11 protein-coding genes are annotated in these 14,333 nt (G+C 68.7%); 2 read left to right on the top strand and 9 right to left on the bottom strand.

Annotated elements, in window-relative coordinates:
* Positions 1–35 precede the first annotated feature (35 nt).
* Positions 36–917 carry a DNA integrity scanning protein DisA nucleotide-binding domain protein gene (locus JQX13_RS45820; RefSeq protein ID WP_203405714.1) on the top strand — a complete coding sequence of 294 codons (882 nt, stop codon included), beginning with the start codon at positions 36–38 and terminating at the stop codon, positions 915–917.
* Positions 918–929: 12 nt separating this feature from the next.
* Here the strand turns inward: JQX13_RS45820 and JQX13_RS45825 are convergent, their stop codons facing one another.
* The 6 genes from JQX13_RS45825 to dnaK form a co-directional block, all read right to left on the bottom strand.
* A complete protein-coding gene (locus JQX13_RS45825; protein WP_203405715.1) occupies positions 930–1,361 on the bottom strand; it encodes an acyl-CoA thioesterase in 432 nt (143 codons plus the stop codon).
* A 20-nt stretch (positions 1,362–1,381) separates the two neighbouring features.
* Positions 1,382–2,692 carry a hydroxyacid-oxoacid transhydrogenase gene (locus JQX13_RS45830; protein WP_203405716.1) on the bottom strand — a complete coding sequence of 437 codons (1,311 nt, stop codon included), beginning with the start codon at positions 2,690–2,692 and terminating at the stop codon, positions 1,382–1,384.
* A 24-nt stretch (positions 2,693–2,716) separates the two neighbouring features.
* A complete protein-coding gene (locus tag JQX13_RS45835) occupies positions 2,717–3,274 on the bottom strand; it encodes a PspA/IM30 family protein (protein WP_203405717.1) in 558 nt (185 codons plus the stop codon).
* Between the two features lie 13 nt (positions 3,275–3,287).
* Positions 3,288–5,600 (bottom strand): vWA domain-containing protein, encoded by a 2,313-nt coding sequence (locus JQX13_RS45840; protein WP_203405718.1) that lies wholly within the window; start codon positions 5,598–5,600, stop codon positions 3,288–3,290.
* A 14-nt stretch (positions 5,601–5,614) separates the two neighbouring features.
* Entirely contained in the window at positions 5,615–8,140 is a 2,526-nt protein-coding gene (locus JQX13_RS45845; protein ID WP_430384232.1) for an AAA family ATPase, read from the bottom strand.
* A 173-nt stretch (positions 8,141–8,313) separates the two neighbouring features.
* Positions 8,314–10,224 (bottom strand): molecular chaperone DnaK, encoded by a 1,911-nt coding sequence (gene dnaK / locus JQX13_RS45850; RefSeq protein WP_203405720.1) that lies wholly within the window; start codon positions 10,222–10,224, stop codon positions 8,314–8,316.
* Positions 10,225–10,569: 345 nt separating this feature from the next.
* Between dnaK and JQX13_RS45855 the strand changes: the two genes are divergently transcribed.
* Complete coding sequence (locus JQX13_RS45855; protein WP_203405721.1) at positions 10,570–11,661, top strand: diacylglycerol/lipid kinase family protein; 1,092 nt, start codon at positions 10,570–10,572, stop codon at positions 11,659–11,661.
* Positions 11,662–11,713: 52 nt separating this feature from the next.
* Here the strand turns inward: JQX13_RS45855 and JQX13_RS45860 are convergent, their stop codons facing one another.
* From JQX13_RS45860 to JQX13_RS45870, 3 genes are all read right to left on the bottom strand, one after another.
* On the bottom strand, positions 11,714–12,472 hold the full coding sequence (locus JQX13_RS45860; RefSeq protein WP_203405722.1) for an SAM-dependent methyltransferase: 759 nt from the start codon (positions 12,470–12,472) through the stop codon (positions 11,714–11,716).
* An 80-nt stretch (positions 12,473–12,552) separates the two neighbouring features.
* Positions 12,553–12,858: an HP0495 family protein gene (locus JQX13_RS45865; protein ID WP_203405723.1), complete on the bottom strand. Its 306-nt coding sequence runs from the start codon at positions 12,856–12,858 to the stop codon at positions 12,553–12,555.
* 26 nt (positions 12,859–12,884) lie between these two features.
* Positions 12,885–14,207, bottom strand: coding sequence for a PhoH family protein (locus JQX13_RS45870; protein ID WP_203405724.1), 1,323 nt, complete (start codon positions 14,205–14,207; stop codon positions 12,885–12,887).
* Positions 14,208–14,333: the final 126 nt, after the last annotated feature.

Here is a 14,333-nt window from a genome sequence, read left to right on the forward strand (position 1 = left end):
CCAACAACCCATAACAGGCGGCGCGTTCGTAGCCCATGAGCGATACCTCGAAATTCGACCGGGAGTTCCTGCGAGCCGCTCTCTCGCTCGCTGGAAAAGGGGACGTGGACCACTTCCTCTACATCAGCGACGTGCCCATCGCGCCCGAGGACCTGCGCCGGCAGCAGGCGAAGCGCAAGCTCGTCTACGCGGTCACCGCACCCCGGATGGCGGAGGAGCTGTTGTCGAAGAAGCAGCGGGCGCTGGTGATTCCCGCCTATGACTACTCGCGTACCGAGCGGGTAAAGGTGGCCCTCGTGTCCGCCCTGTCCCAGGGAGCGTTCAAGGAGGGGGACCTGGTGCTGTGCATGACGGGCAAGCTCGGCCGCTCTCCCGACACGCTGATGCAGATGCGCATCGGCGGCTCGCTCGACGACCGGCTGACGATCGAGGGCGTGAAGCTGGGGGACGAGTTCAACTCGCAAGTGGTGGACGCGCTCATCCAGCTGGCGCTGCAGGTCGGCCAGGAGGGCTTCGAGGGCCACCCCATCGGGACGATCATCACGATTGGCGATCACACAAGCGTGATGGAGAAGAGCCGGCAGATGACGATCAACCCGTTCCAGGGGATCTCGGAGGCCGAGCGCAACGTGCTGGATCCGAAGATCCGCGAGGCCATCAAGAACTTCTCGGTGCTGGACGGAGCCTTCGTCATCCGCGAGGACGGCGTGGTGCTGGCGGCGGGACGCTACCTGTCGGCCTCGGACGAGGCGGTGAAGATTCCGCTGGGGCTGGGAGCGCGACACGCGGCGGCGGCGAGCATCACGTCGACGACGAAGTGCATCGCGCTGGTGGTGAGCCAGACGTCGGGAGCGGTGAGGCTCTTCAAGGGCGGCAACATCGTGCTGGAGCTGCACCAGACCGCGCGCCGCACGTAGCGCGGCGGGCCCTCACCCGATGGAGATCCGCGAGAGCGCCTCGCGCAGGCGCTCGGGCATGGCCACCGCCTTGCGCGACTGGCGGTCCACGAAGACGTGCACGAAGTACCCGTGGGCCGAGGCCTGCTCCTCGCCCTCCTTGAAGATTCCGATCCCGTACGTCACCGAGCGGTTGCCGAGCTTGTCCACGCGCAGGCCCGCCCGGAGACGGTCCGGGTACGCGAGCGGAGCGCGGTAGGAGCACCGCGACTCCACGACGAGGCCGATGACGGGACTGGTGAGGATGTCCAGGCCGCCCTCGTGGATGAGGTAGTGGTTCGCGACCGTGTCGAAGTAGCTGTAGTAGGTGACGTTGTTGATGTGCCCGTAGACGTCGTTGTCCATCCAGCGGGTGGTGATGGGCAGGAAGTAACGGTAGCGGTCCGCGGTCTCGGCTTCGGTCATGGGGGTTGCCTCCGCTTCGATTACCAGTAGCTCAGCGCCTGGCGGAACAGCTCGGTGAGGACGGGCCGGGTCATCTCCCGGGGAGCGTTCTGCAGCAGGCGCTGCTGCGGGAAGGCACCTTCCGTGAGGGCCGCCACGTCCGCTTCGCCGTAACCCACGCCCCCCAGGCCATTGGGGATGCCCACCGCGCGCATGATCTGGATGAGCTTGCCGGAGAGCACCTCGCCAGCGTCCGAGGGCGTGGCGCCGCGCACATCCGCGCCCAGCCACTGCGCGGCTTCCAGGTGGCGCTCGGGGCTCACCTGCGCGGTGTAGCGGAACACGGCCGGCGCATTCACGATGACGGCCATGCCGTGGGGAACCAGGGGCTCATCCCGCGGATAGCCCGAGGGACGGAAGTCGCGCACCAGACCCGCCACGGCGTAGGCCATGCCGTGCGGTGCGTGCACCCCGGCGTTTCCGAAGGCGATGCCCGCCAGCGTGGAGGCCCACATCAACTGCTCGCGGGCCTCGTGGTCCTCCGCGTCCTTCACCCCGCGCTCCAGGTACAGCCCCATCAGGCGCAGCGCCTCGCGACAGCCGAGGTCGCTCCACGGGTTGGCGCCCTGGCTCATGGGCCGCAGGCTTGGACGCTGCGGCGCGGGACGGCGCACGTACGGACGCGCCGTATAGGACTCGAGCGCGTGGGACAGCACGTCCAACCCGCTGGCGGCGACCACCTCACCGGGCAGGGTCGCGGTGCAGTCCGGATCGATGAGGGCCTCGGTGGGCCGCAGCGCGGGCGAGGCGATGCCGGTCTTCGCCCCCATCGACAGCAGGTCGAAGATGGTGATGCCGGTGACCTCGCTGCCGGTCCCCGAGGTGGTGGGGCAGGCGATGTGCGGCTTGAGCGGGCCGGGCACCGGACGCCCCTCACCCACCGGCGCGTTGACGTAGGCCAGGAAGTCCGCCGGATGGGTGGCGTAGAGGTTGGCCGCCTTGCAGGTGTCGATGACCGAGCCTCCCCCCAGGGAGATGTAGCCATCCGGCCGGGCCTCAGAGGCGAAGCGCGCCGCGTGCAGGAACGACTGGTCCGTGGGCTCGACGTGCACGTCGGTGTAGACGACCACGTCCAGCCCGGCGGCGCTCAAGGACTGGTGGACCTTCTGGAAGTGCGGCAGCCGGGCCATGCGCGCGTCCGTGAACAGGGCCACGCGCTTCATCCCGAGTGCCCTGGCGCGATCACCCACCTCCGCCAGGCAACCGCGGCCGAAGGTGATACGCGAGGTGTCCACGGTGAAGGCGTTGTCGCAGCCCTCTCCGACGTGCTGGTAGTAGTGGCAGCAGCCCATTGCTTCCCTCCTATCCGTTCGTGATCAAGCTCCGCGCTCTTCCCGGTAGATGTCCGCGAGCGCATGAGCCCGTTCGATCTCATCGCGCGCGGCATCCACGGCCAGCACCTTCTCGAAGCGCTCCACCTGCTCGCGGAGGGCGGTCGAGACGAGCCCCCCCACGGCGAGCCGGGCCGAGGCACTCTCCCGCTCGGTGCGCAGCTCGGCAACACGGTCGCCGAGCTCCGCGGCGGCCTCCAGCAGCAGCTTGCCGTCCTGCTCGGCCCGGTTGAGCGACTCGCGCGTGGTGTTCAACAGGGACTCGGTCTGGGCGCGATCCCGCTCGAGCGCCTGGGCGATCTTCGTATCCCCCTGCTCGTCCGCGACGGCCCGCCGCTGGGAGATGTCCTCCAGCCGCTTGACGTACCGCTCCTGCGAGCGGGTCAGGTCTCCCTTGAGCGCCAACAGCGTGGCCGCGGACTTGCGGACCTCGGCCGCCTGCCGCTCCAGGTCCTCGATGAGCTGATCGAAGGCCGCGAGCGGATCCGTGGACCGCTGGGGCTTCTTGGGTGTCTTCTTCCTGCGCAACCAGTCGAAGAGCATGGCCGAGCACAGCCTACTCGAACGGACGGCACAGGAGGCGCACGCGAGAAAGGCGCTCGTGCACCTGTGAACCTCCGACGGCCAGCGCCGAGAGGTAGCGCGCCGGGGTGAGCTGATACACCCCGAGCAGGTGCTGCAGGAGGGTGAGGCCCTCGGTGGCGCGGCGGTCGGCGGAGGCGAGCGCGGCCGCCTCCACGATGGCATCGAGGATGTCGGCCACGCGGGCGATCACCTCGGGACCGGGCGCCTCCCCCGCCAGCTTCTGGGCGCCCACCCGCTCCGGGTCCGGGAAGAGCGCATCGAAGGAGGCCTCGGAAGCCAGGGGCGCGCGAGAGGCGTCCGTCCGTCCGGTGGCCATGGCCTCGAGCGCGTCGAGGTGGGGGGTGAGCGCCTCGATCACCTCCGGGGTGACGGGCACGTCGTGTGGAAGGAGGGTGCGCCAGGGGCTGTCGAACTCGGTCTTCGCCCACTGGATCTCCTGGTCGGAGAGGTGGTGGTAGAAGGCGCGGCCACCCCGGGCACGCTGCTCCATGACGAGCGACTTGAGGTCCGGGTTCTCCTCGCCGAGCGAGATGAAGCTGAGCGAGATGTCCAGCGCGTCCACGGGAGCGCGGGTACGGCGGATGAGCTCCAGGTCGACGCGATCCTCGCCATCGGTGATGAGCACCACGGTGGCCCGGGCGAGGTACGGATCCTTTCCCCGCGCGGCGCGGATGGAGTCGAAGGCGGACATGAGCGCCAGGGTGATGTCCGTCTGGCCCTCGGCGGGCGAGTCGCGGAAGAGCTTCTCGATCTGCCGGGTGGCCTCGCGGGCCGTGTCCACGCGGGCCAGCTCCGTGGGGGCGTCGTTGAAGAAGGAGAAGTAGAGCGGATCGAAGGGGTGGCCCTGGCGCGCCTTGACGCGGAGGTTGTTGAGCTCGGCGATGATGATGGCGTCGCGGAAGCGCGCCCGGGAGCCGTGCATGGAGCCCGAGGCGTCACAGACGTACACGCGCACGGCGGTGCGCTTCTTCTTCTTGGGCTGGACGGGCGGCTCCTCCTCCAGGTAGGCGCGCACCGTCTGGCTGTGGGCGGCCAGCTCGTAGACGAGCAGCCTCGGGTCCGAGATGACGAAGTTGTGCACGTCGTGCAGACCGCCCGTGCGCTCGAACGTCATGTTCTGCGTGGGGTACGGCACCCGACGCGGCACGGGACGCACCTTCCGGGTGTTCACCTCGACGACTTCCTCGGAGAGCGAGTCCTCCACGTCGAAGTAGCGGGCGCAGCCGGCCGCCAGCTCGAACGCGGAGAGCTGCTCGGGCCGCAGCGAGAAGGCCAGATCCGCGAGCAGGTCATCCGCGCTGGAGGCCTTGGGCGCCTGCCGGAGCGCGTTCGGGCCCTCGAAGGCGGGGGGCGCCTCGCCGAACCAGCGGGTCAGATCATCGCGCTCGGCGGACTCCAGCATGGCCCGCATCGGCTCGCGGGAAGGCATCATCGGCTCGAGCGCCGCTCGGGCCGCCGCCGCCAGCCGGGGATCATTGGCCTCGAGGGCTCGCTCATAGAGCCCCCGGAGCGAGCGCCAGGCCATGTGCGGATCCCTGCTCGCGGTGCGTCGCACCTCCTTCACCAGTGCATCCAGCGAGCGCGTCGCCGGCTGCTCCCGGACACGCTCACGCGCCTGGGCCACCTCGCTGCGCAGGGCCACGCCGCGATCCCGGTCGTGCTCCATGCCGATGCGCAGGAGGATCTCATGGGCGACGTCCAGGTCCCTTCGCTTCTGGACCAGGTCCTCCACGTTGGTGCGCGCACGCTCGGCGAGGAACTCGGCCACGGCCATGCGGGCCTTGCTCGGGGCTCCGCGATCGTTCCAGAGCGGACCGGGCCTCGTGAAGATCTCGAACGCGCCCTCCTCCTCCCGAGGCGGGGGTGTGGGGGACATGAAGAGGTCCGCCACCCGCAGCACCCGCGCGAGCCGCACGAAACCCCGCTCCAGCGCCGTGCGCGCCCCCGGAGGCGTCCGGCCTACCCGGAGCATCTTCTCCACCGCATCCAGCGTCCGCTCGTACTCCTCCAGCGCCTCGCCGGCCCGGGTCTTCAGCCCCGTGGCCAGCTCGCCCACCCTGCCCTTCTTCACACCGAGCTCGAGCAGCAGTCGGGCATCCGCGAGCGTGTGCACCCCCACCCGCTCCAGGGCCTTGTCGAGCGCCGTCACGGTGGGCAGGGACAGGTCCACCTCGGCCGGGGCGGTGAGCCCGAGCCACCAACCCCGCAGACCCTCGGACTGGGACGGACTCCCCTGGAGCGCGTCCAACCGGAGCCGCAGGCGTGAGAGCCGCGAGCCGAGCACGCGTCAACCCCTCCTCACAACGAGGCCCGCAGCTCCAGCAGCTGCTTGCTGAAGCGGGTGAAGTCGTCGTCGATGCCGCGCAGCACGCTCTCCAGCTTGCGCGCGCTGTCGCCCAGCTCGCCGGGGATGGCGATCAGCACGCCGAGCAGGCCCTTGATGCGCACCAGCTCACCCTCCTTGAGCGCGAGCAGCGGGAATCGGCTCTTCACCAGGCGATCGAAGACCTGCTCCGCGGAGGCCCGGTTCTGGATGGACTCGGGGGCCGGCAGCGCGTTGAAGAGCTGGGTGAGCCAGCTGCGCAGGTACTTGAGACGCGTCTGGACGAAGGACAGCTCCACCCGGGCCACCGCGTCGCGGATGGTGTCGGAGAGGAAGGACGTAGCGGAGGCCGGCCGCGCGAAGGCGAGCTGTCCGTCCAGCCCGAGCAGCGCGGCGAACTCACCGTCCCGGACCTGAGCGGAGAAGTCCCCCCGGTAGAAGGTGTAGGCCTCGCCATTGACGGCGGCATGAGGGGCCGGCGGAGGGCTCGCCACCTCGCGGCCAATGTTCCGCACGTACTCGCGCAGGCGCGTCTCGAGGATCTCCCGGCACTCGGTGAACACGGGCTCCGGGGACAGGCCCTCGCGCCGCAGGTTCTCCGCCACCGACTGCACCGTGCGGGAGAACTGGTCGATGCGCTCGAAGGGCGTGGTGGACAGCACGTCCCGCGCGTAGGCGAACCCGAGCGGCTGCAACAGCTCCTGCTTGAGGCCGCGCTGCGCAGGATCCAGCTTGCACAGGGCCGTCTCGAGCTGGGTGAGCCGGCGCGAGTCCGCCGCGAGCGCATCGAGCGGATCCCTCCGGCCACGCGACGCGGGGAAGACGCTCGTCGCACGCTGACGGAGCGCGACCACGGCACGCCGCCGCGCCTCGGACTCCGAGGCCCGCAGGCGCGCCACCGCGCCCGAGCTGCCCTCGGCGAGCAGCACCAGGAGCTCGCCCACCTTGGCCAGCTCCTCGGAGAGGTTGTCCACCATACCGACGAGCGTCTCCAGCACCACCGCCTCGTCGAAGGCGAGACTCTCGGCGTTGAGCGCCATCAGCTCGAGCGCCTGCAGGACGAAGCGGGCCACCGACTCACACAGGGCCGGCAGCCGCTGGCGCAACTCCGGCACCTGGCGGCACAGATCCACCGTCTCCACGAGCGCGGAGAACACGGCCACGCCCGCCCGGGGCTCGGTGCCCTCGACGGGCCCGCGCGCCATGCGCTGCTCCACCGTCGCGAGCAGCCCGCGCGCGGCTCCCAGCAGGACCACCCGGTTGTCCGGATGACGCGGCCCCGGGACGAGCTTGATGCGCAGGCGCTGCGCCGTGGTGGTGACGATGCCGGGCTGGAAGTTGCGCGCCAGGGCCTCCACGACCTTGAGATCCTCGGCCGCGCCGAGCGACGACGCCTCGCGCTCCACGCCCGTGCCCAGCTCCGCGCGCACCTTGGTCAGCGCGGCATCGAAGGCCTTCTGCTCGATGCGGACGATCTCCAACTGCGCGCGCTCGCGGGGATCCACCGCCACCTTGAGGAGCGCCTCGGACTCCTCCGCCGGAGGTCCGCCGAGCAGGAAGAACCAGCGCAGGGCATCCAGGTCCTCCACGGTGGCCTCGAGCGACCGCTCCGGGCGGCGGTAGAGCTGATCCCTCACCACCGCGGCCTTGAGGGCCCACAGCGCCTTCACCACCGAGCGTTGGGAGAAGTACTTGGTGGGCACGTAGTCGGGCAGCTTGGACACCTGGGCCGTGAGCGCGCGCTCCAGCTCGTCGGCGAGCATCTCGATGGCCTCGAGCAGGTGGCTGGAGACGGTCACCCGCTCCACGGCCTCCTGGAGTACGTCCAGTTGCTGCAGGGTGAGGGTGGCGCGCAGATCCGGCCGGATGCCATGGGCGAAGCGGTGCAGCATGGCCGCGCGGCTGGGGCGCCGGGCGAAGGACTTGGGCACGAAGGAGATGAAGCTGAGCCGGTCCGCGAAGGCCAGGAGCAGCTCCGGCGAGCGCGCCAGCACCTCGGAGAGGTAGCGGTTGCTCGTCATGATGGCGCACTCGATGCGCCCGCTCGTCACCCGGCGCCCGTGCTTGAGCTCGCGCTCGTGCAGGACGTTGAGGATGGAGCGCAGCAGCATGTCGCGCCCGTCGAAGACCTCGTCGAGGAAGGCGTGGGTGGCGCCCAGCATGCCGTCCTCGGTGATGTACTCGGTGCGCCCCGTCTCGGTGAGCACCTTGAAGTCCACCGGGCCGATGAGGTCCGTCTGCACGGTGGATTCGGCGATCTGCTTGGCGAAGAGCGAGGGCTGTCCCGTCTTCTCGTCCAGGATGCGTCCCAGCACCGCGGAGGCGATGGCGCTCTTGGCCGTCCCCGGCGGCCCCACCACGAGCACGTGCTCCCGGCACAGCAGCGCCAGCTCGATCTGGGTGAGGAGCGTCTCACGCTCGAGGTAGGCCTCGCGCAGCTCCTGGAAGAAGTGGCGGAAGGCCTGCGCGGCCTGGGGATGGACGTGAGTGGGCGGATGGATCACGGGTATTCGGCCTGGGAACAAGGGCTCCTACATCGTAGCCCCAAAACAGAAGGGCCGGACACCCCCTCGCGGGAGCGCCGGCCCTTGCTCTTCCTGGGTTTCAACCCGGGATGTCTGCGACCCTCACCCCGGCCCTCTCCCGAGGGGAGAGGGAGGAGGAGGGGCACCGATTACGACTGGCGGAACTCGGCGTCCACCACGTCGTCCTTCGGCTTGGCCGAGCTGCCCGGAGCCGCACCCGCGTCGGCGCCCGGAGGCGGAGCACCCTCGCCAGGAGCGCCGCCCGTGGCCTTGTACATCTCCTCGGCCACCTTGTAGCTGGCCTGCTGCAGCCGATCCAACGCGCCCTTGATGGCGTCCTTGTCCTGGCCCTCGCGCACCTCGTTGACGGCCTTGATGGCCGACTCGAGCGTCGACACCGCGTCCGCCGAGAGCTTCTCGCGGTTCTCCTTCACCATCTTCTCCGCGGCGTACACCTGCGCCTCGGCCTGGTTCTTCACCTCGACCAGCTCGCGGCGAGCCTTGTCCGCGGCCTCGTTCTCCTTGGCCGCGTTCACCATCTTCTCGACCTCGTCCTTGGCCAGACCGGACGAGTGGGTGATGGTGACCTTCTGCTCCTTGCCCGTCGCCTTGTCCTTGGCGCTGACGTTGAGGATGCCGTTGGCGTCGATGTCCAGCGTCACCTCGATCTGCGGCACGCCGCGCGGCGCCGGAGGAATCCCCGTCAGGTGGAAGCGGCCGAGGCTCCGGTTGTCACCGGCCATCTCGCGCTCGCCCTGCAGGATGTGGATCTCCACCTGCGTCTGGCCATCCGCCGCCGTGGAGAACGTCTCCGACTTGCGGGTGGGGATGGTGGTGTTGCGCTCGATGAGCTTCGTCATCACGCCACCCAGCGTCTCCACGCCCAGCGACAGCGGGGTGACGTCCAGCAGCAGGATGTCCTTCACCTCGCCCGCGAGCACGCCGGCCTGCACCGCCGCGCCCACCGCCACCACCTCGTCCGGGTTCACCGAGCGGTTCGGCTCCTTGCCGAACAGCCGCTTCACCGCCTCCTGCACCTTCGGGATGCGCGTGGAGCCACCCACCAGCACGACCTCGTTGAGGTCCTTGAGGTCCACGCCCGAGTCCTTCAGGCACTTGCGGCACGGCTCCAGCGAGCGCTCGACGAGGCTGTCGATCATCGCCTCGAACTTGGCCCGCGTCAGCCGGACGTTGAGGTGCTTGGGACCGGAGGCGTCCGCCGTGAGGAACGGCAGGTTGATCTCCGTCTCCATCGTGCTGGACAGCTCGATCTTCGCCTTCTCCGCCGCCTCCTTCAGGCGCTGGAGCACCATCTTGTCCTTGGAGACGTCGATGCCGGTGTCCTTCTTGAACTCGGCGATCAGCCAGTCCATGAGCGCGTGATCGATGTTGTCGCCGCCCAGGTGGGTGTCACCGTTGGTGGCGAGCACCTCGACCACGTTCTCGCCCACCTCCAGGATGGAGATGTCGAACGTGCCGCCGCCGAAGTCGTAGACGGCGATCTTCTCGTCCTTCTTCTTGTCCAGACCGTACGCCAGCGCCGCCGCGGTCGGCTCGTTCACGATGCGCCGCACGGTGAGGCCGGCGATCTCGCCCGCGTCCTTGGTCGCCTGGCGCTGGGCGTCGTTGAAGTAGGCCGGAACGGTGATGACCGCCTCGGTGACCTTCTCGCCCAGGTAGTTCTCGGCGGCACGCTTCAGCTTGAGCAGCACCTGCGCGGAGATCTCCGGCGCGCTGTACTGCTTTCCATCGATCTCCACGCGCGCGTCACCATGGGGGCCGCGCACCACCTTATAAGGGACGAGCTTCGCCTCCTCGGTGGTCTCCTCGTACCGCCGGCCCATGAAGCGCTTGATGGAGTAGATGGTCCGCTCGGGGTTGGTGATGGCCTGACGCTTGGCCACCTGCCCCACCAGACGCTCCCCATCCTTCGCGAACGCGACGACCGAGGGCGTGGTGCGGCTCCCCTCCTCATTGGTGAGAACCTTGGGCTCGCGACCCTCCATGATCGCCACCACGCTGTTGGTGGTGCCCAGGTCGATGCCGATAATCTTGCCCACGGTGTGTAACCTCCCGGAATAATTGCGGAAAATACCGCGAAACCCTCGAGTACTTCCGATGTGTGACCAACGTAACCACCCACCGGGGGGTGTCAAACCGCCGAAAGCTGCGTCACGGATGCGCCACCCCACTGCAACCGGTGCGTAACGCGCTCTCCACCTCCGCCACCCGCCGGTAGCAACCGGCCAGCCATCCGAACAGTTCCCGACATGCCAACCCATTGGAATTGTTAATGTAGGAGGAGATAACGCCACGCGTCAGCCCTTGGCTGGGAAAGTGCACTGGAGAGCCATCGCGCTGCCGCGAGGCGGCGACATGCCCCTACCCCCTTGGAGTCGACTCCCATGCTGGTACAGCCACTTCGGTCCGTGGATCCGCGCCAGATTCCGTCCGTCACCGGTGCTCCCGAGCACAAGGTCGCGGTGCTGCTGAACGCCAACGCCCGCAAGGTGGACGCACGGGTGGTGAAGTCCCTCTCGCACCTGGTGCCGGAGCAGGATCTGTTCCTGTCGCGCTCGGAGCTGGACTGCCGGCGCATCGTCCAGACGGTGCTCGAGCGCAACTACCCGATGGTGTTCACGGGTGGCGGAGACGGGACGTTCCAGTGCTTCGTGAACGAGGTGTTCCGCCAGTTGGATCCGCGGGGCCGTTTCGCCGGCAGGCGCGCGCCGCGCTTCGGCGTGCTGAAGCTGGGCACGGGCAATGGCCTGGCCACGTTCGTGAACGCGGGCAGTGGCTCGGACGGGATCCTCCAGGACGTGGTGCGGGCGCGCGCCGGCGAGGTGCCGGGCTACCGGCGGATGGATCTCCTGCTGGTGGACGGCCAGCGCACGCCGTTCGCGGGCCTGGGCGTGGATGGGAAGGTGCTCAACGACTACATCTGGGTGAAGAGCAACCTGGGCCGCGGCTTCTTCAAGAAGATGCTGTCGGGCCCGGGCGGCTACTTCTCGGCGGTGGCCTTCAAGACGGCGCCGCACTACCTGACGAACTCGACGTGGGTGGAGTGCGAGATCACCAACGGCCAGGCCGGAGAGGCGTACCGGGTGGGGCCGGATGGCAACCCGGTGGGCGCGCCCATCGCCCCGGGGCAGACGATCTTCAGGGGCGAACTGATGATGGCGGCGGCGGCGACGATGCCCTTCTACGGGTACGGCTTCCGGATGTTCCCGTTCGCGGGGGAGCGCCGGGGGATGATGCAGCTGCGCCTGGGCCAGCTTCAGGCCACCAGCGTCCTGGCGAACCTGCCGAAGCTGTGGGCGGGCCGCTGGTTCCCCGAGGGCATCCGGGACTTCTACGCGAGCGAGGTGACCATCCGCTTCGCCAGGCCCATGCCCTTCCAGGTGGGCGGGGACGCGGCCGGCTACCGCGAGGAAGTGAAGCTGAGCGTGGCCCCCGAGACGGTGGAGCTGCTGGACTTCCACGGCGCGGTGAACTGAGCGCCCTGCCCGCCCTCTCCCCCTGGGAGAGGGCCGGAGAACACCCGCCCGACTATCCGCGATCGCGCGAGGCCGGAGGCTTCTCCCCGGGCTCGCGGCGGCGGCCCACGGCGAACGCGTAGCTCGCCGTCGCCTTGCCGCTCTCGCGGTGCAGGGCCATCTCCTCTCGCAACCACCGGGTCTGCTCTGCCGGAGCCTTGGCCAGCGAGGGCTCCAGCTCCCGGTAGAGCGCATCCAGCTCGGCGTCCTGCAGGGACTCGACGGACTCCGGCTCGAAGCCGGCCAGCGAGAGGAACTGGAGCAGCTCGCGCGGCAGCACCAACGGAGCCCCCAGGCGGCGCTCCCAGAACTCGAGCACCGCGCGAGGCGTCACCCGTCCCACGCGCACCGGGTAGGTGATGCCCAGCCGGCCCCGGTGGGCCAGCAGCGGCCGGAGGGTCCCCAGCGCATCGAGCAGGGACATCAACACCCGGCCCTGGCAGAGGATGGCGTCGAACTCCCCTTCTCGGAAGGCGGGCCGGCCGAAGTCCACGCGCCGCACCTCGACGCGTCCATCCAGGGCGAGCGAACGCACCCGATCCCGCATGCCCACGAGCGCCGCATCGTCCGAGTCCGCGGCCACCACCGAGCAGCCGAACTCCTGGGCGAGCACCACGCTGGCCGGGCCGGCGGGACCGCAGCCGAGCTCCAGCACACGCCCCCCTTCTTCCAACTGCGCCACCTTCGCGAAGCGCCGGGTCGCGGACTCGGAGCAGAAGGGGCGCCGAGCGTCACCAGGGAAGTAGAGCGGGAAGGGCTCAGCCGGGCTCATGAGAAAGCCGTTGTACACCGCTGGAAGGGAATCGCCAATTCCCCCCTACCCGCCCGGCATGCCAGTGAAACGGGCCGCCCTCAAAGGTAGTAGACGACCCGCTGCTCCTGCCGCAGCCGGGTGTAGATGGAGCGGCGGTGCTCCTCGGACAGCAGGTACACGGACACGCTCACCGAGACGTAGGTGCCCTTGCTGCTGGGCTGCTCCCGGATGGAATCCGGGGAGATCTCCGTGCCCATGAGCAACCGGAAGAGGCTGCGCACGTACTCGACGAAGTCCGGCGCCTGCCTCCCCATCACCTTGAAGGTGTAGACGGTGGGGTACTCGATGAGCGGCTTCTTCTCCTGCCCGTCGCCCTCTTGCTGGATCTGACCGTCTCCCTTCATGACCGCTTCCTCGTTCAGCGCAGGGGCTAGAGGAGGTTCGCCGCGAGCTCGGCCAGGGCGCTGCGCTCGCCCTTGGCCATGGTGATGTGGCCCGCGATCTTCTCGTTCTTGAACCGGTTGACCACGTGAACGAGTCCGTTGCTGGTCGCGTCCACGTAGGGGTTGTCTATCTGGAACGGGTCCCCGGTGAGAATGATTTTCGTGTTGTCGCCCACTCGGGTGATGATCGTCTTCACCTCATGGGGCGTGAGGTTCTGCGCCTCGTCGATGATGATGTACTGGTTGGGGATGCTGCGCCCGCGGATGTAGGTGAGCGCCTCGATCTCCATCAGTCCCAGGTCGATGAGCTCGTGGTAGCCCCTGCCGGCCTTCTTGTCGGCCCGGCTGAGGTTCATCAGGAACTCCACGTTGTCGAAGATGGGCTGCATCCAGGGGTTCATCTTCTCTTCCAGGGTGCCCGGCAGGTAGCCGATGTCCCGGCCGAGCGGGAAGACCGGCCGGCTGACGAGCAGCTTCTGGTACACGCTCTCCTCGGTCACCTTGTGGAGCCCCGCGGCTATCGCCAGCAGCGTCTTGCCCGTGCCCGCCTTGCCCACGATGGTGACGAGCTTGATCTCGTCGTTCATGACCAGATCCAGCGCGAAGCTCTGCTCCATGTTGCGCGGACGAATGCCCCAGACGCCCTCGCTCTTCATTCCGCGCAGCAGCGGCACCACCCGGCCCCGGGCGGCGTTGAAGCGGCCCATGGCGGTGTGCGAGGGGTTCGTCTCGTCCTTGAGCAGCACGAACTGGTGCGGCGAGAGCAACTCCTGCCCGGAGATCTCCACCTCGGCGCCGGGCTTGTACATCTGGTCGACCATCTCGCGGGAGACCAGGCGCTCGGTGAAGCCCGTGTAGAGCTCGGTGATCTCCACCCGCTCGGCGTCGTAGTCCTCGGCGATGAGGCCCAGCGCGTCCGCGCGGATGCGCAGGTTGGTGTCCTTGGTGATGAAGACGGCCGGCGACTGCGGCTCGCGCTCCATCAGATCGATGGCCACCGAGAGGATGCGGTTGTCCATCAGGTTGCTGTCCGCCACGGAGAGCGGCAGGCTCCTCTCGGAGAAGCAGACCCGGAGCACCCCGCCATGTGGCAGGCGCACTCCATCCTTCAGCGAACCCTCCTCCCGGAAGGAGTCCAGGTAGCGCGCAACCAGGCGCGCGTTACGTCCGAGCTCGGAGAGATCGCGCTTGAACTGATCGATCTCCTCGATGACGTAGATGGGGATGATGACGTTGTGTTCCTTGAAGCTGTAGATGGAGCGGGGGTCGTGAAGGAGGACGTTGGTGTCGAGGATGAAGTTCTTTCGCATCGTGTGGAGCGCGACCTCGTGTGGGTGCGACCGCTGGAACCGACCGTGCGACGGGACTCCGACTGACGGACCGCTTCTGCGTCTGACTGCCTGACTGCACCACCAATATAGGTCCGACCTCCCACG

Source organism: Archangium violaceum, assembly GCF_016859125.1.
Lineage (GTDB): Bacteria > Myxococcota > Myxococcia > Myxococcales > Myxococcaceae > Archangium > Archangium violaceum_A.

What these genes read in the sequence shown, in the direction of transcription:
- JQX13_RS45870 (WP_203405724.1), bottom strand. Translation starts at nt 14,207, where the DNA reads ATGCGAAAGAACTTCATCCTCGACACCAACGTCCTCCTTCACGACCCC.
- JQX13_RS45825 (WP_203405715.1), bottom strand. Translation starts at nt 1,361, where the DNA reads ATGACCGAAGCCGAGACCGCGGACCGCTACCGTTACTTCCTGCCCATC.
- JQX13_RS45820 (WP_203405714.1), top strand. Translation starts at nt 36, where the DNA reads ATGAGCGATACCTCGAAATTCGACCGGGAGTTCCTGCGAGCCGCTCTC.
- JQX13_RS45835 (WP_203405717.1), bottom strand. Translation starts at nt 3,274, where the DNA reads ATGCTCTTCGACTGGTTGCGCAGGAAGAAGACACCCAAGAAGCCCCAG.
- JQX13_RS45860 (WP_203405722.1), bottom strand. Translation starts at nt 12,472, where the DNA reads ATGAGCCCGGCTGAGCCCTTCCCGCTCTACTTCCCTGGTGACGCTCGG.
- JQX13_RS45830 (WP_203405716.1), bottom strand. Translation starts at nt 2,692, where the DNA reads ATGGGCTGCTGCCACTACTACCAGCACGTCGGAGAGGGCTGCGACAAC.
- JQX13_RS45865 (WP_203405723.1), bottom strand. Translation starts at nt 12,858, where the DNA reads ATGAAGGGAGACGGTCAGATCCAGCAAGAGGGCGACGGGCAGGAGAAG.
- JQX13_RS45855 (WP_203405721.1), top strand. Translation starts at nt 10,570, where the DNA reads ATGCTGGTACAGCCACTTCGGTCCGTGGATCCGCGCCAGATTCCGTCC.